Here is a 23,985-nt window from a genome sequence, read left to right as displayed (position 1 = left end):
CTGACGCAAGCCATGGCTGGAATCCTGTGCGCAGTGGGTGGGGTCAAGGAAGGACTTCTTATGCAAATCAACTCGGGCTGGAATCTCGCTGTGTCCGGCGAACAACTGATGCCTCTGGGAGCGCCGGAAGGATCGGCTGCCGCAGGTCAGGGGCGCATCGCCGTCGATCTCGAAGTTCCAGTGACATGGTTTCCAATCGCCCAGGACGGAGACCGCCATCGCTGGATGTTCGTGCGCCTGTGTTCCGTTCTTGCGCAGCGCCCGGTTTCGGTGAACATGTCGCTTGTCATGGGTGGCGTCCATCACATGCCACGCAATGCACCCGAGGGCGGCATCGTGCTTTCGTACCATTCGGTGGGCGACGAGCCGAATGTATGGCGCATCAAGGAGACGCCTATTGCCGGATGGTATTCCTTCGATGCCAACGGTTTCTCGGGCTGGAGTTCGCTTGCTCGCTTTCCGCAGAATCATGCCCCCGCAATCGACCGCATGGACACCCATGCCGCGCGTCAGCGTATCGGAGCGTTGCGCGACGAGCTGCGCAAACGCAATTTGTCCAAATACAATCAGTCCTCGGAAAGTTTCGACGTCTCTCGTCCCTATGTCTATTTTCCGTTGCAGAAGGTGGATGACCCGGTCGCGGAATTCTGCCGGCTGAATACGCTTGAGGTCCTTTATCGCGCGGCGGAGCTGGCGGATCAGACCGACACCTTGCTGGTCGTGAAGCGTCACCCTCTTTGCGAGAGCATTGTCATCGGGCAAACGCTGGACGATCTGCGTCGGAAGTTCAGGAACGTTATTGTCTCCAACGCCTCGATTCACCGCCATCTCGAAGGCTGCAATTCCGTTATCGTCGCCAATTCGGGCGTCGGCATGGAAGCGCTCCTTTACGGAAAGCCGGTCTTTTCTTTCGCGGCGAGCGAATATGAGCTGGCAACGACCGCGGTCTCGTCTCTCGATGAGCTTCACAAGGCATTCTCAGCCGTCTTGCCCGCCGATGATGGTCGCGCGGCGAGGTTTCTCGCATATTATCTCGATCACTGCTGCTTCTCGATCTACGATATCTCCACCATCGAGCAGCGCGTGGACCACGCGCTTTCGAAGATTTCCCGCCCGGCCGGAATCATGCCGCACGACGATCGCAAGGAGCTCTTCCGGGCATACGGCCAGGTCGAAGACTTCAGGCGCATGTTCACCAAGTCTCAGGCGGAACTCGCCAATGTGCAGAGAATCGCCCGCCAGGCCGTCGAGCTTGCCGACCGTCTAGCCGCCGAAAAGAATGAAGCTGTCCGCCCGGCCGGACATGCGGCGGATGCCGATGTCATGCTGGAAGCGGCAACCCAGGCGGCTATCACCCTGCATCAGGCTGCCCTTGCGGCAAGTATCGGCGAAATGGTCGTCGGCAACACCTCGCGCGAAGCATTCATACGCTATGCGGAGCTTGCCGTGAAAATGCGTGGGAATCCGCTCGCCGAGGCTGCCATCGATGCCGAATTGCTGCGCAGCGGCTACGCATCGGGGTTGGATCCCGCCGTCGCCCACCGGAACACCACGGCAAACGACTATCAGCGCCTGCATGACACCGCCAAAGGCTATCAGGAAAACAACTGGCTGGTCGATCACTGCGATATCATCAACATGGCATCTCCGAGAGTGGTCGTAGAGGTTGGTTGCGGCAATGGCCGGTTCCTGCACGAGATCGCGCGCCGCGTAGAGACTGTCATCGGGCTCGATTGGGCTCGATCAGCGCAGATGGGAGAACTTCCGGCCAACGTCATGTTCCGGACGACGAATGTCCTCGTCGACAATCTCCCGCAGGGTGATGTCTGCTGCTCGGCCGACGTTCTTGAACATTTCGAGCCGCGTGTGCTGCCGCAGCTCCTGCGCAAGATGCACGGCAGTGCGCGAATCAACTATCACGTTATCGCCTGCTACGATGACGGACACAGCCATTGCGCGGTTCTCCATCCCGGACAATGGCTTGGCCTGTTTAAAAGCATCGACCCGGCCTACGAGCTTGCCGCCGTGGTGACGCGGCCATCCCGTCCCGATCGTCTGGTTTGCGTGATCACCAACCTGAAGCAGGCCCCGGACCAGTTTCCGAATCTCGGTCGCATAGTGGGCACCTGGGCGACCAATACGGGTCAGCAGGTGACGTTCCTGAACGATTTCACCGTCCGCGTCGGCGGGCAGGCTGTCGCGACCTGGTTCCCCATGGCGGACGGATCCGCTGCTATGAACTGGACCAATTCGAAGATGATCGATCTGCTGCGGCCTGCTCCGGATGGCCGGGTCATGCAGATCAACAATCTGAACGGCGAGGCGTACGAGGTACATCGCGTCAATTGAGTGTCGTCCCGCCAGGGCAGCCGGACGAAAATCAGACAGGCCGAGGAATAGGGGCAATCCATGACATCATTTGCCGCGAGTAATCTGCAAACTCTTTCGCATGCGGAGCGTGTGGCAATTGCAGAACAATGGGCTGATGCTCCGCCTTTGCAGGCAGAGATGCTTTCAGGCACATTCTGGCAATTGAGCGATCTGAACGGGCGGCAGTTGTTGCCGTTCGTCGTGCTTGCCCCCGAGGGAATTGTCGGCAACGCCTTTCACGGATCGCTGGATCACTGGTACGTGGCCAATGGTAAACTTTGCATCCTCGACAGCCAGGGGATGCCGACGATCGTATTCACCGCGGCTCGTGTCGTGAATTCGGTGGTCGTGGCGCTTGCCGGCCACGCCGTCCTTGGCGGCGTCGAAGCGATCTACATTCTGAACCTCGTCGATCATCCGCCGCATCCGGTATCGCCGACATCGCCTCATATCGCGCGTCGGGCGATGTTCCTCAAGCAGCCGCCGGCGGCTGCGCGCCGGGCAAATCTCGTTGTCGTCCGCGCCAACGGTTCATCCCTGCATCCGCGCTGGTTCGACGGGCTCGACGACAATACGCGCACCTGGGATCTCTGCGTAAGCTGGTACGGCGACGAAACCCCCGACGCATCGGTTTCGCCGGAATACCTGACCCATGCGCCGAACCAACGGAAATTCAAACCGATCTTCGATCTGTTTTACGAAGGCAGCCCGCTTTGGGATTACGATCGCATCTGGTTGCCCGATGACGATCTGCTATGCAGCGGATCGGATTTGAACAAGATGTTCCATTTGTCGCGCAAATACGGGCTCGATCTGGCTCAGCCATCGCTTCGCCAGGAGCCCGGTTGCCACATCAATCATCCGATAACCGCTCAGCGCCAAGGGGGCGACGTCCGCTTCGAACCCTTCGTCGAGATCATGTGCCCGCTCTTTTCGCGCCGGGCACTGCGCATTTGCGTCGGCAGCATCAAGGATGCGGTTTCGGGCTATGGCCTGGATCATTTGTGGCCTTCATTCCTTGGCCGGCCCGCGGCGCGCATGGGCATCATCGATGCGGTCGGTATCGTTCATACCCGGCCGATCGGCGCGAGCTATGACGTCCGGTCTGCAATTGCCGAGCAGGCGGCGCTCTGGAATGCCTATGGGTTTACCTACACGAGAATTCCAGGCGTGAACTGATGCGCCCAGCTGTGTGGCCATGTGTCGTGGGCGCAGCCGAGCCAGCAAGCTGATTTCCTTTCCAATCCCGGGGACCTGAAAGTTTCATGATCGATTTTTCCAACATTGACCTGCTGATCGTCGGCGCAGGTTTCTATGGCGCGACGATTGCCGAGCGGGTTGCGAACCAACTGCAAAAGAATGTTCTTCTGATCGATCGCCGCAGTCATATCGGCGGTAATGCCTATAGCGAATTCGACAGCGAGACCGGGATTGAGGTTCACCGTTACGGTGCGCATCTTTTCCATACGCCGAACGAAACGGTCTGGACCTATCTGAATAGGTTCACCGGATTTACCGATTACAAGCATCGGGTCTATTCGACCTATCGGGATCAGGTTTATTCGATGCCGATCAATCTCGGCACCATCTCCCAGTTCTTCAACCGGCGTCTTTCTCCGGCCGAAGCGCGGACGCTGATCGCGGACCAAGCGGCCGAGATGGCAGGGCGCAACCCGGCGAATCTGGAAGAGAAGGCGATTTCCCTGATCGGTCGGCCCTTATACGAGGCGTTCATCCGCGGCTACACCGCAAAGCAGTGGCAGACCGACCCCCGCGATCTGCCGGAGCATATCATCACGCGGCTGCCGGTCCGCTACACCTACGACAACAGATATTTCAACGACAAATACGAGGGTCTGCCGGTCGACGGATATACGGCGATCTTCGAGCGGATGCTGAAGCATCCCAAGATCAATATCGCCCTTGGTGTTGATTTCTTTTCGCTGAAATCCTCGCTGCCGCCGAATCTACCGATCGTCTATACAGGGCCGATCGATCGGTATTTCGACTATTCGGAAGGGGAATTGGGCTGGCGCACGATCGATTTCGAACAGGAGACCGTCAACACCGGCGATTTCCAGGGCATGGCGGTCATGAACTATGCCGATGAGACCATCCCCTATACGCGCATCCTCGAGTTCCGCCACTTCAATCCCGAAAGAAGCTATCAGACGGAAAAGACCATCATCGTAAGGGAATATTCGCGCTCGGCGCAGCGAAAGGATGAGCCCTATTATCCGATCGACACCCGGCAGGATAAGGATGTCTTCCTGCGATACCGGGCACGCGCGGAAGCGGAAACCAACGTCCATTTCGGGGGACGGCTCGGCACCTACCGATATCTCGACATGCACCAGGCAATCGGCGCGGCCCTGAAGGCGTTCGAGAGCCGCGTCGTTCCGCATTTCACCGAGGGCCGTATCCTCGGCGGCGAAAAATAGGCTTTGAGCTGAACTCAGAGGATCAGCATGTACATCGTTTTCGGACGATGCCATCATTCGAGATGTGGGCGGAATGACCATCTAAAGGACATTCCGCCCGATTGTTTTTATCCCCGGCGACGGCGCTCGCGCGTCGGGGCGGCGCCACCTTCGTTGGCGGTCTTGTTGCGCAACGGGCCGATCCGCTCGACGATTGTTTCCAGCGTCGGGCGCGGACCGGGCGTATAGCTGTCGAGCGCCTCGCGCATGGCGGCGAGGTGGCCGCAGGAGGTGCCGCAGCAGCCGCCGATGATCTTTGCGCCGGCATCGCGGGCGAGGCGGGCGTAATCGGCCATCAGCGGCGGCGTGCCGGAATAGTGGATCTCGGCGCCGCGATATTCCGGAATGCCGCAATTGCCCTTGACGATCACGGCCGCAGCAGGATCGGCATCGGTCATGTCGAGCAGGCTCGAGAGGATATCCGATGCGCCGACGCCACAATTGGCGCCGACGGCGAGCGGGCCTTCGCCAACATCATTGGCGACACCGTGAATATCCTTCGGATGCAGGCCCATCATCGTCTTGCCGGCGGTGTCGAAGGAGCCGGTATAGGTGTAGGGCAGGCCGACCTTGACGGCGGCTTCGGCGGCGGCGCGGATTTCCTCCGGCGACGACATGGTCTCGATCCAGGCGACATCGACGCCGCCGGCCTTCAGGCCTTCGATCTGCTCGGCGAAGGCGGCAACGGCGTCCTCATAGGTCAGCGCACCAAGCGGCATTAACAATTCGCCGGTCGGGCCGACGGAGCCGGCGACGATGACCTTGCGGTTAGCCTTGTCGGCGACGGCGCGGGCGATCTCGGCTGCCTGCTTGTTCAAGCTGTGAACGCGGTCCTGCGCATGGTGCAGCTTCAGCCGGTGGCGGGTACCGCCGAAGGTGTTGGTGAGAATGATGTCGGCGCCAGCGTCGACGAAATCCTGGTGCAGTTTGGTGATCCGCTCGGGATGCTGCTCGTTCCAGAGTTCCGGCGCTTCACCGGCCTCCAGGCCCATGGCGAAAAGATTGGTACCGGTCGCGCCATCAGCGAGCAGCACGCCCTTTTCGGCAAGAAGATCGGTCAAGGGATTGGCTGTGACGGTCATGGCGTCTCCTCGAATGCGTCGGATAAGTCGGATTGAAATGCAGATATAAACATTTCTTTATATGAGTACAATGCCGGGATAAAGGCAGAGGTTACCCGATAATGCGATGGACAAGAAAAAAGCGCCCAGGGTAGGGCGCTTTTTCGCTTCACGATGGAGGTTCGTTTCAGGCGGCTGCCATCTGCGCCGCTTCATGTGTCGTCGGCGTCACCATGGCGGCAATGATGGTTTGCAGGTCGATTGCGCCGATCGGCCGGCCACCGGCATCGGTGACGACGGCAGCGGTCTGTCCGCCGTCGGTCATCTGTTTGGCCGCCATTTCCAGCGTCATGTCGCCGGATATGCGTACGCCGTGCGCCTCGCCAACAATCGGCTTCATGATCGTCTGAGCCTGGATAACGCGGCCGCGATTCACTTCCTTGACGAAGGCGGTGATGTAGTCGTCGGCAGGTTTCAGCACGATTTCCTGGCCGCTGCCCTGCTGCACGACCTTGCCGTCCCTAAGAATGGCGATCTTGTCGCCGAGGCGCAGTGCTTCGTCGAGATCGTGGGTGATGAAGACGACGGTTTTCTTCAACTCCTTCTGCAAGTCGAGAAGCACGGTCTGCATGTCGACACGGATCAGCGGGTCAAGTGCTGAATAGGCTTCATCCATCAACAGGATGTCGGCATCGTTGGTGAGCGCGCGGGCAAGGCCGACGCGCTGCTGCATGCCGCCGGAAAGCTGGTTCGGATAGTGGTTCTCGAACCCCTTCAGGCCGACGCGCTCGATCCAGTATTGGCCTTTCTTCTGGCTTTCGGTCCGGGCCACGCCCTGGATGTCCAGGCCGTAAATGGTGTTTTCGATCACCGTGCGGTGCGGCAGCAGGGCGAATTTCTGGAACACCATCGCCGTCTTGTGACGGCGGAACTCGCGAAGGGAATTTTCGCCCATCTTGCAGACGTCGACGCCGTCATAGAGGACTTCGCCGGCGGTTGGTTCGATGAGCCTGTTGATATGGCGGATCAGCGTCGATTTGCCGGAGCCGGAGAGACCCATGACGACCGTAATGGCGCCGGCCGGCATATCGATATTGATATCCTGCAGGCCGAGGACATGGCCATGCGTCTCATTGAGTTCGGCCTTGCCGATGCCGTTTTTCACCGCATCCACATAGTCGCGCCCACGCGGACCGAAGATCTTGTAGAGGCTTTTGATCTGGATCGCATGACTAGCCATGGATGACCTCCGAGTGCTTCTGGAGCCGTCTGCCGTAGGCCTGGCTCGTGCGGTCAAAAATAATGGCGATCGCGACCAGGGCGAAGCCGTTGAGGAAGCCGACAGTGAAGAACTGGTTGTTGATCGCCTGCAGCGTGTTCTTGCCAAGCCCGCCGACGCCGACCATTGAGGCGACGACGACCATGGCGAGCGACATCATGATGGTCTGATTGATGCCGGCCATGATGGTGGGCAGCGCCAACGGAATCTGCACGTTGAACAGCTTCTGCCGGTGCGACGAGCCGAAGGCGTCCGCTGCCTCAAGCACTTCCTTGTCAACGAGGCGGATGCCGAGATTGGTTAGCCGGATCATCGGCGGAACGGCATAGATGACGACAGCGATCAGGCCAGGGACCTTACCGATGCCGAAAATAACGACGACGGGGATGAGATAGACGAAACTTGGCATCGTCTGCATCACGTCGAGGGTAGGGTTGATGATCGATTGCAGCCGATCGGAACGGGCCATCAAAATGCCGATCGGCAGGCCGATGACGATCGCGATCAGGGTGCAGACGGTCACCATGGCAAGGGTCACCATCGTGTCGCCCCAGAGGCCACAGACGCCAATCAGGATCATGGAAATGGCGGTGCCGGCGACGATCTTGAGATTACGGCTGGCGGCGTAGACGACGGCCATCATGACGAAGAGCACAATGAACCAAGGCGTATTGGTGAAAAGCCATTCCAGATAGTTCAGAAACCATTGCAGCGGCTGAACCACGGCATCGATGACATTGCCATAAGCCCGCACTATTCCTCTGAAGCCATCATCGATATTCTTGCGCGCGGCGCGAATGAGAGTGTCGTCGATCGCCGGAAAATTACATAGAACATCCGGCAAAAAACTACATTGTATAGCCATGAAATTCCCCTTCTTGTCCGGTTTTGACCAGCCCGTGCGTGTGGCCTTCACGTGCGGATGGTGGGCAGCGCTGCGACCGGTTCGTCAGACTGCTGTTTATTTTTTTACACCATTTGAAGGCGCCATCCTGCGCTTGTTGCGACCTAAGGCCGCGTTACTCCGTCGATATGGGCGTCGACGCCGCGGCTGCGAATATGGAACTGGCGGCCGACGCAGTGCCGGCCGCCAGTCCACGCGTTTCATGTCAAAGCGAAGCCTTCACCTTGGTGGCTACTTCTGGAGATACCCACTTGGTCCACATATCGGGGTAGGTCTTCAGGAAGTATTTTGCGCCGTCTTCGTTGGTGCCCTGATTGTCCGTCATCCAGGCCAGAACCTTGCCGACCGTGCCGTTGTCCCATTTGCGGGTCTTGACGTAATCCATGGCAATACCTGCCTTGGAGGCAAACGCCTTGGTCACGACGGTATAGACGTCGGAAACCGGATAGGAGTTGACCTTCGGATTGGCGCAATCCTGGATGGCCGTGCAGGCATCCCATTCCTTCTTGTCATGCGGCACGTTGAAGCTCAGGCGCACCATCTCGTACTTGCCGAGGATCGCGGTCGGAGCCCAGTAGTAGCCGAGCCAGCCGGTCTTCTTTTCGAAGGCGTTGGCGATCGAGCCGTCGAGACCAGCGGCCGAGCCGGTGTCCACCAGCGTGAAGCCGAGCTTCTCGGCGCCAAGCGCCTTATAGAGATTGGCCGTGGAAATCTGGCAGTTCCAGCCCGACGGGCAATTGTAGACTGCGCCCTTTGAGGAATCTTCCGGGGCGGGGAAAAGTTCCGGATGCTTCAGCGCGTCCTGAACGGTCTTGATATCCGGATGGGCGTCGGCCATGAATTTCGGAATCCACCAGCCTTCGACGCCGCCGTCGCTGAGAAGGGGGGCGGCCTCGATCAGGCGGCCTTCGGAAACGGCCTTGTCGAGCGCGGTGCGCACGGCATTGACCCAGAGTTCGGGCGCGACATCGGGCTCGCCCTTCTCGTCCATGGAGGCGAAGGTCGGCTGCGTGTCGCCGGTGACCAGCGTCACGTTGCAGCCATAGCCGTTCTGCAGGATGATCTTGTCGACCTGCGCGGCGACGCCGGCGGACGCCCAGTTCATTTCAGCAATTGACACGTCGCCGCATTCCGCAGCCTGCGCCGAGCCAGCCAAAGCATAGGCACCAAATGCAAAGATGGCGGAAGCAATGAGCTTCTTCATTGGATAATGTCTCCCAGTTCTCGTTAAGTTACGGGAATCGACTCCAGCAGACATGATGCCTGCCGATCCCCCGTCAGCGTGGTCGCACCACAACCGTTCACTCGCCGCTGACGACGTCTGTCCGGTCCCCTGTTTTTCAGTCGTGCGCTTGCTCTTTATGCGGCTACGAACCATGTCGCGACCGTGCTCTTTTTCGCATCGACAGGATGCAGCCTAAGGATTTGAGTGAAGAAATCAACCTGCCGTCGACCGTGCGGGCTTACCACGCCTTGTCGAAAAGCTTATATAAGCGCTTGAATTAGCCTGTTTTCTGCTATTCATGGCTGTAAAATGGTTATGGAAGAGGCAAGCGAACCCGTAGCGATTAAACATCGCTAAAATATCGCGCCCGGCAAAGACCTTTTTTATTCCATTCGCGCCGTTTTCAGTCTGTCGAGGCAAGCCGAAAAAAATTCAAAAAATTTTCGGATTCATCCTTATTTAAGCTCTTAATAACCCTCCGGTAACGATGTCCGGCTATCAATCTGGACGTGGCGGGGGACAAACCTGCCTCTCCGGATCAGGTAGTGCGTACCGGAGGAAGCGAGCCTTGCAGTGTGAAATGCAAGCGAGCCGGCGTTTTTGGCAAACCGCGTCGATCTGGAGATCGCGCGGTTTTCGCGTTTTGGGCTTAGGCTAACGGTCTCAGGCAGAATCGATATAGGATATTCCCGAGGTGCGGACGGACCACGGCGCACCTGAATGGCGGAAACAGCAAAGCCGCCTATGCTCTCGCATGGCGGCTTGATGTGCGGTCGGTTGGCGGCCTTGACGGCCTATCAACCGACGCTGTAGGTGCGGATGAAACCGATCGGGCCGAAGCGGGTATCGAGCTGCTGCAGGCGGCTCTCGGGGCGGCGCGACGGCAGTTTCGAATTCCAGGCGATCTGGATGGAATTCTTGTTGTTGAAGATGAAGAGCATCGGGGTTTCCTCGGGCCGGATCGACCGGCATTCGTTGTTTGATTGGCGACGGAGATAATCCTCTTCAGTGCGCCGAACAATGGATGAAGTCGTCATCGAATGTCGCAAATAGAGTATGTGAGGACGTGATGCTTTTTTGCCTCGCAGATCCGGCTTTTCGCTGTTAATCATCGCGGCAGAATCAAGGCGAAACCAGGGTTTTCGGTCGTAGTGCCATATCGGAGCGATAACGGATGACGAAGGCGATCATGCTGCAGGGGACCGGCTCCGATGTCGGAAAAACGGTATTGGTCGCCGGACTCTGCCGGCTGTTTGCCAACAGGGGCGTTCGGGTGCGCCCTTTCAAGCCCCAGAACATGTCGAACAATGCCGCGGTCGCCGAGGACGGCGGCGAAATTGGCCGGGCGCAATGGCTGCAATCGCTGGCCGCGCGCGTGCCGTCATCGGTGCATATGAACCCGGTGCTGCTGAAGCCGCAATCAGAAACCGGCAGCCAGATCATCGTGCAGGGCAAGGTCTGGGGGCAGGCAAAGGGCAGGGATTACCAGGCGCTGAAGCCGCAATTGCTCGGCGCCGTGCTGCAAAGCTTTGCGACCATGCGCGCCGGTACCGATCTGGTGATCGTCGAGGGCGCCGGTTCGCCGGCCGAGATCAATCTCAGGAAGGGCGATATCGCCAATATGGGTTTTGCCACCCGCGCTAATGTCCCGGTCGTGCTCGTCGGCGATATCGATCGCGGGGGCGTGATCGCTTCGCTGGTTGGCACCCATCATATCCTGCCCGAGGAAGACCGGCGGATGATCCGTGGCTACCTGATCAACAAGTTTCGCGGCGATATCTCGCTGTTCGGCGAAGGGGTGGATGCCATTGGGGGCTTCACTGGCTGGCCTTGCTATGGCGTCGTGCCCTGGCTAAAGGCGGCGGGCCGGCTGCCAGCCGAGGATTCGGTCGTGCTGGAGCGGCTGGCGCGCGGCTCGGATGGCGCGTTGAAGATCGCAGTGCCTGTCTTGCCGCGCATCGCCAATTTCGACGATCTCGATCCGCTGCGCGCCGAGCCCGATGTCGATCTCGTCTTCGTGCGCCCTGGCGAGCGGTTGCCCGCGGACGCAGGACTCGTAATCCTGCCGGGCTCGAAATCGACCATCGGCGACCTGATGGATTTGCGGGCGCAGGGGTGGGATCAGGATATAGCTGATCATGTCCGCCGCGGGGGCCGCGTCATCGGCATTTGCGGCGGTTATCAGATGCTCGGCCGCGTGGTGCATGATCCGCTCGGCATAGAGGGATCGGTGACGGAGATACCGGGGCTTGGCCTGCTCGATGTCGAGACCGAGATGGCGCCGGAAAAGACATTGCGCAACAGCGTGGCTTTTTCCAGGGAATACGACGCACCGCTCTCGGGCTATGAAATCCATCTCGGCGTGACTCGCGGCACCGATTGCGACCGGCCCTCGACGATGATCGACGGCCGGCCGGATGGTGCGCTTTCCAGCGACGGCCTGATCATGGGCACCTATCTGCACGGGCTTTTCACCAGCGACGCCTACCGGGCAAAGCTGCTTGCAAGCTTCGGCCTGACCGGCGAGCGGATGGATTACCGCGCCGGCGTCGAGGCGGCTCTGGACCAGATTGCAACGGAGCTGGAAGCGGTGCTTGATCCGGCCTGGCTCGACAGCCTCGTGTACTAAATTTCGCCCGACACTTCGCGGCGGCGGCGGTCGAGTTCTTCGCTGTAGCGGCGCAGCGTATAGCTCTCGGTGAGCAGGCCGATCACCTTGCGCTCGATCAGGTCGTTGATCACCACCAGTGCTTCGCTTTGCGTCTGGTCGAACAGGGCGGCGGCCTGCTTGGCGTTCATCTGCGGCTGCAGGAAATCGTTGCGATGGCGGATGAAATCGGCGAGGCCGTGTTCCTCGTCGTCCTTCTCGACCGGGCTCGCATAAATGTCCGGCATCAGCACCATGCCGGCATATTTCTCGTCCTTGTCGATAAGAATGACGCGCTGCGCCGAGCCGATCGGAAAGCGGTGACGAAATTCCTCGATGCTCGTGTTGACATCAGCCGTGTGGACGTCCGGGCGCATCATGCGGACGACCGTCAGATTGCGGATCCAGCCGACATCATGGGCGCTGCGGATGCTTTCGCCGCGCAGATGGAAGCGCCATGTTGCGAAGGAATAGCCGAAGGTGGTGCGCACGACGAGCGACGAGGTAATGACGGCGGCGAGCACCAGGGCGGTGATCGGAAAATCGCCGGTGATCTCCAGCGCCAGGAAGGTCATGGTCAAGGGGCCGCCGATGATGGCGACGGCAAGCGAGCTCATGCCGACCACGGCATAGACGGCCGGCGTCAGTGTGGCGTGATCGAAATAGGGGCCGCAATAGGCGAAGATTTTGCCGAGCAGCGCGCCCATGAACAGCGACGCAAAGAACAAGCCGCCTCTGAAACCGGATCCGATCGACACGGCAGAGGCCAGTGATTTCAGGATGAAAAGTCCGGCCAATGCGCTGAGGGTCACATTTGTCGACAGGTTGAGATGCAGTGCGCCGTGGCCAGCCGACAGAACCTGCGGCGAGATCAGCGCCAACAGGCCGACGACAAGGCCGCCGAGCGCGGGGCGGAAGGGCGGTGCGATGGAACTCTTGCGTGCAAACTCTTCGACCCAGGCGACGCCTTGCATGATCAGGATGCCTATACCGGCGCAGAAAGCACCGAGCAGGACAGCCGGAAGATAGTCGGCAGGGACGATCGCACCGAAATGATCGATGTCGATGGCGAAGTCGTCACCGGCGAGCAATCTTGCGATCATGGTCGATATCAGCGCTGAGACGACGACCGGCGTCAGGGTGAGGATGGAATAACTTCCGATAATCAGCTCGAAAGCGTAGAAGGCGCCGGTGAGCGGCGCATTGAACGCGGCGGCGATGGCGCCGGCAGCGCCGCAACCGACGAGCATGCGCAGGTCGGCGCGGCGCATCTGCATCTTATAGCCGAATTTCGACGCAATGCCGGCGGCAAGCTGCGTGTAGCCAGCTTCAAGCCCGACCGACGCGCCGAAACCGTTCGAGATCAGGTTTTGCACCGCAACGAGGATACTATCGGTGAGCGACATACGGCCACCGTGCAGCGCATTGGCTTCGATCGGGTCGACCATCGGCTTCTTGCGCGTGCGCGACAATATATAGAGCAAGATGCCGAGGATGATGCCGCCGGCTATGGGCGCGATCAGAAGCACCGACTTGTCTGGTATAGCTACCGCTGCCGAACTCAGGCGCTCATAGTCGGTGATCCCATAGATGGCGCTGTGAAGCTTGCGCGAGACAAAGCTCATCGCTGTTACGGCGCAACCGGAGACTATTCCCGCCAGGGCGCCGGCGAAAACCAGCCCCAATTCGCCACGACGCAGCAATGCCCTGAACCGACCAAGTTCGAATAGGGCGGAGAAGACGCCGAGGCGGCGCGGTTGGAATTTCTGCAACATGGGGAACAGACGACAGTTTTTTGCTCAAAGCTACGTGCTTGGCTTCTATAAACTCCTAACATCAAAGAAATACGGCAAAAAGAGCGCCAAACCGCTGCGACTTTTATGCATATTTCGCCGTTAGGACAGCCGATGTCGTATCGGCCGGCCTTGATTGACTTGCCGGGACCGAAAGCCTAATCATTGCGGCATAACGAATGGTTCCCGAGCGGCGATCTGTCGCATGGGATGAAAAGGGAATGTGAAGGGGCGGACCCAACTCGGGCGTTCTCATCACAGCCGACCCCGCGACTGTAGAGCGGTCAGGGTCTTTCATCCGGTTTGGGGGGTATTTTGCTGATGGTCCGCGTGGTGCGGGCAGGTGAAAGCAGCTTCGAGCCGGAAAAGCCACTGGCGTGGCATCATGATCAACCAGGGCTGGACGCCTCTAATTCTACGAATCGTCCGCCTTTTCATGATGTTTGCCGGGAAGGCGAGGGAGATCCGCTGGTGCAGGAGCGGAGGCGACCGATTTCGGTTTGCCCCGCTTGCTGCGCCTCATCCGCGAGCCAGGAGACCTGCCATACGTGCCGGGCACAAGGCCCACCCCAGGGACGGATGTCTCGGCTGCCAGCACGGAGGTTGTCATGGCGCGAAATGAATTTTGGGCGCGCAGGCGCCTGCTTTGCGGCTTTGGCGGCATCGCGCCCGCGGTCGCCTTTGTGTCGGGGCGGAAATAGCCGATGCTATCCTCACCGTCCCGCGCCGTTCTTGTTCTCGGCGGCGCACGCTCCGGTAAATCCCGATTCGCCGAATCGCTGATCTCGGATACCGGCCTCGATCGTCATTACGTGGCGACGGGCCAGGCCTGGGACGACGAAATGCGCGATCGCATCGCACAACATCGCGCCGAACGGGGTGATCTTCTCTGGACGACGCATGAGGAGCCGCTCGATCTTACGGCGCGGCTGGCGGCGATCGACGGCGAGGACCGCGCTGTTCTCGTCGATTGCCTGACGCTTTGGGTCACCAACCTGATGATGGCCGAGCGCAACATCGCGGCGGAATTTTCCGCTCTCACAGAATTTCTACCAGGCGCAAAGTCGCGCCTCGTCCTCGTTTCCAATGAGGTCGGGCTCGGCATCGTGCCTGAAAACCGTATGGCACGCGAGTTTCGCGATCATGCCGGCCGGTTGCACCAGATGCTCGCGGCGGCAAGCGCCGAAGTCTATTTTATCGCGGCGGGGCTGCCGCTGAAAATGAAGGGTTGATCTGCATGAATCAGGAAAAAATTCCCGCCACCGTCATCACCGGCTTCCTTGGCGCCGGCAAGACGACGATGATCCGCAACCTCCTGCAGAACACCGGTGGGAAGAAGATCGCCCTGATCATCAACGAGTTCGGTGATCTTGGCGTCGATGGTGACGTGCTGAAGGGCTGCGGCGCGGAAAACTGCACCGAGGACGACATTATCGAGCTGACCAACGGCTGCATCTGCTGCACGGTCGCAGACGATTTCATCCCAACCATGACCAAGCTTTTGGAGCGTGATGCGCGTCCCGATCATATCGTCATCGAGACTTCCGGTCTGGCGTTGCCGCAGCCCCTCGTCGCTGCTTTCAACTGGCCGGATATCCGCACCCAGGTCACCGTCGACGGCGTCATCACCGTGGTCGATAGCGCCGCTGTCGCCGCCGGCCGTTTTGCCGATGATCACGATGCTGTCGAAGCCCGTCGTGTCGAAGACGAATCGCTTGATCACGAAAGCCCGATCGAGGAGCTGTTCGAGGATCAATTGCACTGCGCCGATCTTATCGTTCTCAACAAGACCGACCTGATCGATGTCGCTGGCCTTGGTCGCGTCCGTACCGAAGTTGCCTCTCGCACCGCCCGCAAGCCGACGATCATCGAAGCGAAAAATGGTGAGGTTCCGGCCGCCATCCTCCTCGGCCTCGGCATCGGCACCGAAGGCGATATCGCCAACCGCAAATCACATCACGAGCTGGAACACGAGGACGGCGCACCGCATGATCATGACGAATTCGACAGCTTCATCGTCGAGCTCGGCCCGATCGCCGATCCGCTTGCCTTTATCGAGAACTTGAAGGGCGTGATTGCCGAACACGATGTCCTGCGCCTCAAGGGTTTTGTCGATGTGCCCGGCAAGCCGATGCGCTTGCAGATCCAGGCCGTCGGCAGCCGCATCGACCATTATTTCGACCGCGCCTGGACGCCGGGCGAAGAGCGTCAGACGCGGCTTGTGGTGATTGGGCTGCACGAGATGGACGAGGAGATCGTGCGCAAGGCGATCGAGCAGTTAGCTTGATTTTGTATCATGTCATGATACATTGGATATACTGCTTAGGCGGAAGTTGAGATAGCGGTGATCGTTTCATACAAGGGGAAGTTCGCCGAAGCTGTGGCCTCAGGAAACGTGCCAAAGGGCTTTCCAGCCGACCTCGTTCGTTCCGCGCAACGCAAGCTGACGATATTGAACTATGCGGTTGTGCTGGACGACCTGCGATCGCCTCCCGGCAATCGGCTGGAGCGTTTGCAAGGTGATCGTTCTGGCCAGTATTCGATCAGAATCAACGATCAATGGCGCATTTGCTTCCTATGGACCGAAGCTGGACCGCGTGATGTCGAGATCGTGGATTATCACTGATGGAGCGTAACATGACCGAGACCAAACTTCCGCCGATCCATCCGGGTGAAATCTTGCGGGAGGAGTATCTGAAGCCATTGACGATGAGCGCCGGTGCTTTGGCGAAACATCTTAACGTGCCTCGAACGCGTATTGAGAGGCTGGTTTCGGAGGACACCGGGGTCACGGCGGATACGGCACTTCGGCTCGCGCGGTTTTTCAGCACGACGCCAGATTTCTGGATGGCGATGCAAACGGGTTATGATCTCGCGATCGCGCAAGCGGAAAAGAGCGATGTATTCGCGGCCATCAAGCCGCTTGAAGCGGCTTAAATCAATGAAACGAATTGGGGCGGCATGCATCTCCTCCTAGCCCAAAAGGGAACGATCAGCGACGGTGAGGAGGCGATTGATCTTGGCCAGTCGCCGGGCGATATCCTGTTTCTGTCGGCCGCCGATACGGAGCTTGCGGCGATAGCTGCCGCCCATGGGCAGGGGGAAGCCGCCTATTCGTTGCGGCTTGCGAGCTTGATGAGCCTCAAGCATCCGATGTCCGTCGATACCTATATCGAACGGACGGCTCGGCATGCGAAGCTGATTATCGTCAGGGCGCTTGGCGGTGCCAGCTATTTCCACTATGCGCTCGAGGCGTTGCATGCCTGCGCCGTACGCGGCGGTGCGCTTATCGCGGTACTTCCGGGAGATTCCAAGCCTGATCCCGGGCTGACGCCGTTCTCCAATGTTGCGCTCGAGGACCTCAACGCGCTTTGGTCCTATCTGATCGAAGGCGGCGACGCGAATTCTCGTGACTTTCTCGGCTACGCCGGGGCGTTGCTGTCGGGCGCCGAAAAACCGGCGCCGGCCGCTCCGTTGATGAAGGCGGGGATCTGGTGGCCGGGCAGGGGCGTGATTGGGACCGAGGAGTGGAGAAATATCTCAGCATCTTCGATGGTAGCGGGAGAGGGATTTGAACCCCCGACCGTCGCTATTTCGTTCTATCGTGCCCTCGTGCAGAGCGGTGAAACCAAGCCGGTCGAAGCCATGATAGAGGCGCTGATCACCGAGGGCATGCGGCCATTGCCGGTCTTTGCCTATAGCCTCAAGGATCCGGTTTCTGTCGGTATTCTCGAAAGCGTTTTCGGCGAGCTGAAGCCCGATGTCGTGATCAACACGACCGGTTTTGCCGTTTCGGCGCCGGGCGCGGATCGGCAGCCGACCGTATTGGAGGCGAGTGACGCCGTCGTGCTGCAGGCGATCTTTTCGGCTTCATCGCGAGAGGCTTGGGATGCTTCGTCACAAGGGCTTTCCGCACGTGATCTCGGCATGAATGTCGCGCTGCCGGAGGTGGATGGGCGCGTACTGGCTCGTGCCGTCTCCTTCAAGGCGGCGGCGCGTTATGACGATCGTGTCGAGGCCAATATCGTTGCCAGCGAGCCGGCAGCCGACCGCATGCGCTATACCGCCCGATTGGCGGCCAATTGGGCGGGATTGCGCAAAACGCGCCCGCGAGATCGGCGCGTGGCGCTCGTCATGGCCAACTATCCGAACCGCGACGGACGGCTTGGTAACGGCGTCGGGCTCGATACGCCGGCGGGCACGATGGAAGTGCTGAAAGCGATGCAGGCGGCGGAGTATCCGGTTGCCGATCTGCCTGCCGATGGCGATGCGCTCATGCGGCACCTGATGGACGGGCCGACCAATTCCGGCCACGACGGAAAGGTCGTGCGCGAGACCATTTCTATAAGCGAATACAAGAATTTCCTCTCATCTCTTCCTATTCAGATTCAGGACGAGATTACTGCGCGTTGGGGTGATCCGGAGAGCGATCCCTATGTTCGCGAAGGTGCCTTTGCACTGCCCTTCACCCACTTCGGCGACGTGCTGGTGGGTATCCAGCCAGCGCGCGGCTATAATATCGATCCGAAGGAAAGCTATCATTCGCCGGACCTCGTGCCGCCGCATGGCTATCTCGCTTTCTATGCATTCCTGCGCCGGTCTTTCGGCGCGCATGCCGTCATTCATATGGGCAAGCATGGCAATCTCGAATGGCTGCCGGGGAAAGCCCTGGCGCTGTCAGAAACCTGCTATCCCGAAGCGATTCTCGGGCCGTTGCCGCATCTCTATCCGTTCATCGTCAATGATCCAGGCGAGGGCACGCAGGCCAAGCGCCGCGCGAGCGCCGTGATCATCGACCACCTGACCCCGCCTTTAACACGCGCCGAAAGCTACGGCCCGCTCAAGGACCTCGAAGCGCTGGTGGACGAATACTATGAGGCTTCCGGCGGCGATCCTCGCCGTATTCGGCTGCTGCGCAAACAGATTCTCGATCTGGTCGCCGATATCGGCCTCGATCAGGATGCGGGCATTGCCCAGGGCGAAGGTGAGGATGAGGCGCTGAAGAAACTCGACGCCTATCTCTGCGATCTCAAGGAAATGCAGATCCGTGACGGACTGCATGTTTTCGGCGTCTCGCCGTCCGGAAGGCTGCTCGCGGATTTGACGGTGGCCCTGGCGCGTGTACCGCGCGGCTTGGGTGAGGGCGGCGATCAGAGTTTGCAACGGGCGATCGCGCGGGATGCGTTGAAGCAGCCTATGTCGTTCGATCCTCTGGACTGCGATATGGCGGACGAATGGCTCGGCCCGCGCCCCTCTATCCTGCAAGACATCTCCGATGCGCCCTGGCGCACGCAAGGCGACACTGTCGAACGTATCGAGTTGTTGGCCGCTCAACTTGTCTCACCCGGGATGGTCTGTCCAGAGAGCTGGGTAAACACCCACATGGTTCTTGAGGGGATTTTCTCCCAACTGCAGCCGTCCATTCTCGCGTGCGGCGATGCGGAGATTGCCGCCTTGATAAAAGGCCTCGACGGCCGGTTTGTGCCGCCAGGCCCCTCAGGGGCGCCGACACGCGGTAGGCCGGATGTTTTGCCGACGGGTCGGAATTTCTATTCCGTCGATAGCCGCGCCGTGCCAACGCCGGCGGCCTATGAGCTGGGCAAGAAGTCGGCGGAGCTGTTAGTCCGCCGCTACGTGCAGGATCACGGTGAGTGGCCGGTTTCCTTCGGGCTGACGGCCTGGGGCACGTCGAATATGCGCACCGGCGGTGACGATATTGCCCAGGCGCTGGCCTTGATCGGTGTCAGGCCCGTCTGGGACATGACCTCGCGGCGGGTTACCGGCTATGAGATCATTGCGCCGGCAAAGCTCGGGCGGCCGCGTGTCGATGTGACGTTGCGAATTTCCGGCTTCTTCCGCGATACCTTTCCGGAGCAGATCGCGCTGTTCGACAAGGCGGTCCGCGCGGTCGGGGCATTGGATGAGGATGCCGTAGACAATCCCATCGCGGCACGCATGCGCGGCGAGATTAGGCGGCTGGAGGCGGCAGGGCTGGACGAGGCTTCGGCGAGCCGGCGAGCCGGTTACCGTATCTTCGGTTCCAAGCCCGGCGCCTATGGAGCCGGACTGCAGGCATTGATCGACGAGAAGGGCTGGGAGCGTCGCGCCGATCTGGCGGAGGCCTATCTCGTCTGGGGCAGCTATGCCTATGGCGCAGGCGAGGACGGGAAAGCCGAGCGCGGCGTGTTCGAGGAGCGGTTGCGCTCGATTCAGGCAGTCGTACAGAATCAAGACAATCGAGAGCACGACCTGCTGGACAGCGACGGTTACTACCAGTTTGAAGGTGGTATGGCGGCTGCTGCGGAGCAGCTCGCGGGCGCTCGTCCGTCGATCTATCACAACGACCATTCCCGCCCGGAAAAGCCGGTTATCCGCTCGCTGGAAGAGGAGATCGGCCGTGTCGTGCGCGGCCGTGTCGTCAATCCGAAGTGGATCGATGGCGTGATGCGCCATGGTTATAAGGGCGCCTTCGAGATTTCAGCCACGGTCGACTACCTCTTCGCTTTCGCCGCAACCACGGGCGCCGTGCGCAACCATCATTTCGAGGCGGTCTACCAGGCCTTTGTCGTCGATCCCCTGGTTCGCGATTTCATGGCGGAGAAGAATCCGGCGGCTTTACGAGAGATGCAAGAGCGTCTGCTCGAAGCGATCGATCGCCAACTCTGGACGCCACGTAGCAATTCGGCACGCTTCGATCTGGAGACTTTGACTGACAAGGAGGTCGTAGCTTGAGTGCGGTCGACGATCTTCTTCAAGCCTTCCAGCGCTATGTCGCTTCGCGGAGCGATCCCATATTGAGGCGTTTCATTGCAGGCTTTGATTGGCGGATGGGCGGGCGGTTACTTGCGGCACGTAGTCTGCCGGTCGTGAGTTATCTGAACGATCTCCACCGGCCAGCCGACGTCGCGGAAAGTGAATTGTTTTCCAGCCTCGTAGGTGCGGCAGACGCATTGCACTGGGCGCAGACCTATAACATCACTGATTTCGGCGCCGATTTTCTGCAGAGATACGGTTGGGTCGAGCTTTTCGGCACGCGCGGCCACTTCGTCAGCGATGAAATGGCCGGCGGCTTTCTGCTGCTTGGACCGGACGTGCATTATCCGGATCACCATCACCTCGCCGAGGAAATCTATATTCCGCTGACTGACGGTTCGCTGTGGAGCAAGGACAGTCAAGTCTTCCTGCCGCGCTGGACAGGCGAAATCATTCATCATCCCTCGGATATTCGCCATGCGATGCGAACCGAGGGGATACCGCTGGTGGCGCTTTATCTTTGGCGTGGCGGGCCACTGGCGCAGAAATCGACAATTGCAGGGAGAGCAGAATGAGCGAAGAACCAGCCGAAACGGGCACTGAAGCACCGAAGAACGATGACGCACGCCATGCCGACAAGATGGCCAAGAAAAAGGCCGCGCGCGACAAGATCATGGCAACGAAGACGGACGAGAAGGGACTGATCATCGTCCATACCGGCAAGGGCAAAGGCAAGTCGTCATCCGCGTTCGGCATGATTTTCCGTCACATCGCTCACAGGAAGCCGTGCGCAGTGGTGCAGTTCATCAAGGGCGCGATGTGGACCGGCGAGCGGGATCTGATCGAAAAGCATTTCTCCGATATCTGCCAGTTTCATACCATGGGCGAGGGGTTCACCTGGGAGACGCAGGATCGTGCCCGCGACGTGGCGGCCGCTGCGGCAGCCTGGGAGAAGGCCAAGGATTTGATTCGCGACGAGCGCAATTCGATGGTGCTTCTCGATGAGATCAACATCGCGCTCCGCTATGATTATCTCGATATCAACGACGTCCTCGACTTCCTGAAAACGGAGAAGCCGTACATGACGCATGTCGTTTTGACTGGCCGCAACGCCAAGGAAGAGCTGATCGAGATCGCCGACCTCGTCACCGAGATGGAGCTGATCAAGCATCCGTTCCGCTCCGGCATCAAGGGACAGCCGGGCGTCGAATTCTGAGGAATTAGAGAAGCGAGGCGCTTCGGTCCGCGGCGGCGATGTAGATCTTCGGATCGCCGATGCGAAAGGTTGCCGGCTGGAGTTCTGCCGCGCGGATGCGATCGACGCGGAAGGTTCTGATGTCATCCCGCAGGTGATCCCAGGTGATGAGATACCAGACGGGCGCATTCAAATAGAGGAATTGCGGCTCGATCCGGCGGCTGGTGACAACGCCGTCGCCGGCCTCGTAATCGATGATCACCTGCCGCTGCTCGAAGAAGGCTTGGGATATCAGCGCAAGATTGGCGCGGCTCGGCGGCACATAGCTGTTGACGACATTGAGCGTTGCCGGCGCACCGACGATGATGCGCCGGCGCAGGTCGCGGATGCGGCCCTGATAGCCTTCGGTGAAGGCGGCGGAGACCTTGCGCTTGATCGACGTCAGATGCTGCAACAGCAAGGGCGAGCCGACTTTTTCTGCGATAGTGATGCTGAGCAGCAGGTCGATCGTTTCGAGATGATCGAGATGCAGCCGGCCGAGCGACCAGCTACGATGCAATTGCATGCCACCGCCGCGGCCGCGGTCGGCATCGATCGGCAGGCCACTTTGGCGCAGTAGCGCAATGTCGCGGTTGAGGGTGCGCAGGCTGACGCCCATCTCGGTAGCGAGCTCGGCGGCTGTCGCGTGCTCACGTTCGCGAAGCAGCCCTTTCAGCTCTTCCAGCCTGTTCAGCCTTGTTCCATCTGCCGTGCGCGCCATCGCTGAAATATGTCGTTATCTGTCCTATTAAGCAATAAGCAACGGGCATTTGACTGAACCCGAGGAAAGACGATGACGGGAAAAGTTATGGAATGGGCGCCGTTCAAGCTCCGCGCCAATGTATCCGAAGGCGCACTTCTGGAAGCGGCTGCGAGAATGCAGGATCGTTTTCTGATGCAACAGCCGGGCTATCTCAACCGCGAACTGGTGCGCGGCTGTGACGGCAGCTATGTCGATGTCATCTGGTGGCGCTCTCATGCTGATGCGGTGGCCGCTCTGCCGAAAGTGCATGCGAGCAAGGATTGCCTCAACTATTTCGATCATATGCAGATCGATGCCGCCAATGCCGGCACCAGCGTGCTGCATTTCGAACAACTGCGAAGCTTTTGAGGGGATGGCATGGCTGAACGCCTGAAGGATCGCTTCGGTGCCGAGGTGCCGGCCCGGATCGCCGAAATGATCGGTGCGGTGCATCCGGCATTCGACCGGAAAGGCTCCGTTGCGGCGACGCTTGGTGGATACGAGCCGCTGGAACTGATGGATCGTGGGCGAGCGATAGCGCGCACGCTCAAGGTGTTTTTGCCGGGAGATTATCCTGAGGCGATCGATATTCTCGTTCGCTCGCTGGGTCCGGAAATGAATGGCAGCGACAATTTCGGCATGACGCCGTTTCTTTATCTGCCACACACGATCTTCGTTGCCGACAACGGCATCGATCACTTCGAGCCGTCCATGCGGGCGCAATATGAGCTGACGAAGCGCTTTACCGCTGAATTCTCGGTCCGCACCTTCCTCGACAAGAGGCAGGAGGAGACGTTGGAGCGGCTGCGTATGTGGGCCAGCGACGCCAATGTGCACGTCCGGCGGCTGGTGTCGGAAGGTACGCGGCCACGTCTTCCATGGGCACAACGGCTCCGCGCCTTTCAGGCTGATCCGGCGCCGGTGCTTGAGCTATTGGAGTTGCTAAAGGATGATCCGGAGCTTTATGTCCGCCGCTCCGTCGCCAACAATCTCAACGATATCGGCAAGGATCATCCTAGCGTTCTCATAGAGACGGTGCGCCGCTGGAGCGTGGATGCGCCTGAGGAGCGTCAGCGCCTCATCCGTCATGCGCTGCGCTCCGCCGTCAAGCGCGGCGAGGCGGATGCGATCGGGGCCATGGGTTATTCCGCCGCCGAAGGCATTCGCGTCGGCAGTGCGGAGATAATGCCGGCGAAGGCGCAGATGGGCGACATCGTCCGCATCGGCTTTTCCCTCGTCAACGAGGGAGAAGCTGCGCAGTCTCTGCTCGTCGATTTTGCCGTGCACTTCGTCAAGGCAAACGGCATGGCAAGGACAAAGGTCTTCAAGCTGACATCAGTATCCTTGGCGCCCGGTGAAACGGCACAATTCTCCAAGGCATTGCGCCTGGATGACCTGACGACGCGCAAACATTATCCTGGTCTCCATCGGATCGATGCAATGGTGAATGGCGTGGCGATGCAAGTCGGGGAGTTCGTGTTGGGCCAGTAAGCGCCT

The 23,985-nt window shown here is 59.7% G+C and carries 20 protein-coding genes and 1 riboswitch; of the genes, 13 read left to right on the top strand and 7 right to left on the bottom strand.

Annotation, left to right across the window (positions count from 1 at the left end; genetic code table 11):
* Positions 1-60: 60 nt before the first annotated feature.
* The 3 genes from PH547_RS03070 to glf all read left to right on the top strand — a co-directional run bounded on the left by PH547_RS03070 (position 61) and on the right by glf (position 4,811).
* On the top strand, positions 61-2,349 hold the full coding sequence (locus PH547_RS03070; RefSeq protein ID WP_158704460.1) for a capsular polysaccharide export protein, LipB/KpsS family: 2,289 nt from the start codon (positions 61-63) through the stop codon (positions 2,347-2,349).
* 60 nt (positions 2,350-2,409) lie between these two features.
* Positions 2,410-3,549 (top strand): DUF707 domain-containing protein, encoded by a 1,140-nt coding sequence (locus tag PH547_RS03065; RefSeq protein WP_104823391.1) that lies wholly within the window; start codon positions 2,410-2,412, stop codon positions 3,547-3,549.
* Positions 3,550-3,635: 86 nt separating this feature from the next.
* A complete protein-coding gene (gene glf, locus PH547_RS03060) occupies positions 3,636-4,811 on the top strand; it encodes a UDP-galactopyranose mutase (RefSeq protein WP_104823390.1) in 1,176 nt (391 codons plus the stop codon).
* Between the two features lie 107 nt (positions 4,812-4,918).
* Here glf and bmt read toward each other — a convergent pair whose 3' ends face one another.
* The 5 genes from bmt to PH547_RS03035 all read right to left on the bottom strand — a co-directional run bounded on the left by bmt (position 4,919) and on the right by PH547_RS03035 (position 10,260).
* A complete protein-coding gene (gene bmt, locus PH547_RS03055; RefSeq protein WP_104823389.1) occupies positions 4,919-5,932 on the bottom strand; it encodes a betaine--homocysteine S-methyltransferase in 1,014 nt (337 codons plus the stop codon).
* 166 nt (positions 5,933-6,098) lie between these two features.
* The gene (locus PH547_RS03050; RefSeq protein WP_104823388.1) at positions 6,099-7,151 is read right to left on the bottom strand and encodes a quaternary amine ABC transporter ATP-binding protein; all 1,053 of its coding nucleotides are present in this window, start codon (positions 7,149-7,151) and stop codon (positions 6,099-6,101) included.
* Positions 7,144-8,055: an ABC transporter permease gene (locus tag PH547_RS03045; protein ID WP_104823387.1), complete on the bottom strand. Its 912-nt coding sequence runs from the start codon at positions 8,053-8,055 to the stop codon at positions 7,144-7,146. Before PH547_RS03045 ends, PH547_RS03050 begins: the two co-directional genes overlap by 8 nt.
* Before the next feature lie 244 nt (positions 8,056-8,299).
* Complete coding sequence (locus PH547_RS03040) at positions 8,300-9,298, bottom strand: ABC transporter substrate-binding protein (protein ID WP_104823386.1); 999 nt, start codon at positions 9,296-9,298, stop codon at positions 8,300-8,302.
* Between the two features lie 818 nt (positions 9,299-10,116).
* Positions 10,117-10,260: a hypothetical protein gene (locus PH547_RS03035; RefSeq protein ID WP_162950158.1), complete on the bottom strand. Its 144-nt coding sequence runs from the start codon at positions 10,258-10,260 to the stop codon at positions 10,117-10,119.
* A gap of 233 nt (positions 10,261-10,493) precedes the next feature.
* Between PH547_RS03035 and PH547_RS03030 the strand changes: the two genes are divergently transcribed.
* The gene (locus PH547_RS03030; protein ID WP_104823385.1) at positions 10,494-11,948 is read left to right on the top strand and encodes a cobyric acid synthase; all 1,455 of its coding nucleotides are present in this window, start codon (positions 10,494-10,496) and stop codon (positions 11,946-11,948) included.
* Here the strand turns inward: PH547_RS03030 and PH547_RS03025 are convergent.
* Complete coding sequence (locus tag PH547_RS03025; RefSeq protein ID WP_104823384.1) at positions 11,945-13,741, bottom strand: chloride channel protein; 1,797 nt, start codon at positions 13,739-13,741, stop codon at positions 11,945-11,947. The two genes, PH547_RS03030 and PH547_RS03025, sit on opposite strands and share 4 nt — an antisense overlap.
* A gap of 181 nt (positions 13,742-13,922) precedes the next feature.
* Positions 13,923-14,320, top strand: a riboswitch (cobalamin riboswitch).
* Positions 14,321-14,463: 143 nt separating this feature from the next.
* Here PH547_RS03025 and cobU point away from each other — a divergent pair.
* The 7 genes from cobU to cobO are packed head-to-tail and all read left to right on the top strand — an operon-like array spanning position 14,464 to position 21,728.
* On the top strand, positions 14,464-14,991 hold the full coding sequence (gene cobU / locus PH547_RS03020; RefSeq protein ID WP_104823383.1) for a bifunctional adenosylcobinamide kinase/adenosylcobinamide-phosphate guanylyltransferase: 528 nt from the start codon (positions 14,464-14,466) through the stop codon (positions 14,989-14,991).
* 5 nt (positions 14,992-14,996) lie between these two features.
* Positions 14,997-16,046, top strand: coding sequence for a cobalamin biosynthesis protein CobW (cobW, locus tag PH547_RS03015; RefSeq protein ID WP_104825123.1), 1,050 nt, complete (start codon positions 14,997-14,999; stop codon positions 16,044-16,046).
* Between the two features lie 57 nt (positions 16,047-16,103).
* Positions 16,104-16,385 (top strand): type II toxin-antitoxin system RelE/ParE family toxin, encoded by a 282-nt coding sequence (locus tag PH547_RS03010; protein ID WP_104823382.1) that lies wholly within the window; start codon positions 16,104-16,106, stop codon positions 16,383-16,385.
* Between the two features lie 11 nt (positions 16,386-16,396).
* Complete coding sequence (locus PH547_RS03005) at positions 16,397-16,696, top strand: HigA family addiction module antitoxin (RefSeq protein WP_285167363.1); 300 nt, start codon at positions 16,397-16,399, stop codon at positions 16,694-16,696.
* Positions 16,697-16,720: 24 nt separating this feature from the next.
* Positions 16,721-20,491, top strand: coding sequence for a cobaltochelatase subunit CobN (cobN, locus tag PH547_RS03000; RefSeq protein WP_285167362.1), 3,771 nt, complete (start codon positions 16,721-16,723; stop codon positions 20,489-20,491).
* Entirely contained in the window at positions 20,488-21,087 is a 600-nt protein-coding gene (locus PH547_RS02995) for a dimethylsulfonioproprionate lyase family protein (protein ID WP_285167361.1), read from the top strand. The genes cobN and PH547_RS02995 overlap by 4 nt, the downstream gene beginning before the upstream one ends.
* The gene (gene cobO, locus PH547_RS02990) at positions 21,084-21,728 is read left to right on the top strand and encodes a cob(I)yrinic acid a,c-diamide adenosyltransferase (protein ID WP_283050813.1); all 645 of its coding nucleotides are present in this window, start codon (positions 21,084-21,086) and stop codon (positions 21,726-21,728) included. Before PH547_RS02995 ends, cobO begins: the two co-directional genes overlap by 4 nt.
* 4 nt (positions 21,729-21,732) lie before the next feature.
* Here cobO and PH547_RS02985 read toward each other — a convergent pair whose 3' ends face one another.
* The gene (locus PH547_RS02985; protein WP_285167360.1) at positions 21,733-22,467 is read right to left on the bottom strand and encodes a helix-turn-helix transcriptional regulator; all 735 of its coding nucleotides are present in this window, start codon (positions 22,465-22,467) and stop codon (positions 21,733-21,735) included.
* Positions 22,468-22,539: 72 nt separating this feature from the next.
* Between PH547_RS02985 and PH547_RS02980 the strand changes: the two genes are divergently transcribed.
* Both PH547_RS02980 and PH547_RS02975 read left to right on the top strand, forming a co-directional pair.
* On the top strand, positions 22,540-22,857 hold the full coding sequence (locus PH547_RS02980) for an antibiotic biosynthesis monooxygenase family protein (protein WP_283050810.1): 318 nt from the start codon (positions 22,540-22,542) through the stop codon (positions 22,855-22,857).
* Between the two features lie 9 nt (positions 22,858-22,866).
* A complete protein-coding gene (locus PH547_RS02975) occupies positions 22,867-23,979 on the top strand; it encodes a DNA alkylation repair protein (protein WP_285167359.1) in 1,113 nt (370 codons plus the stop codon).
* Positions 23,980-23,985: the final 6 nt, after the last annotated feature.

This window comes from Rhizobium cerradonense, assembly GCF_030182455.1.
Classification (GTDB): Bacteria; Pseudomonadota; Alphaproteobacteria; order Rhizobiales; family Rhizobiaceae; genus Rhizobium.
This window is presented reverse-complemented; position numbering and strand designations above follow the sequence as displayed.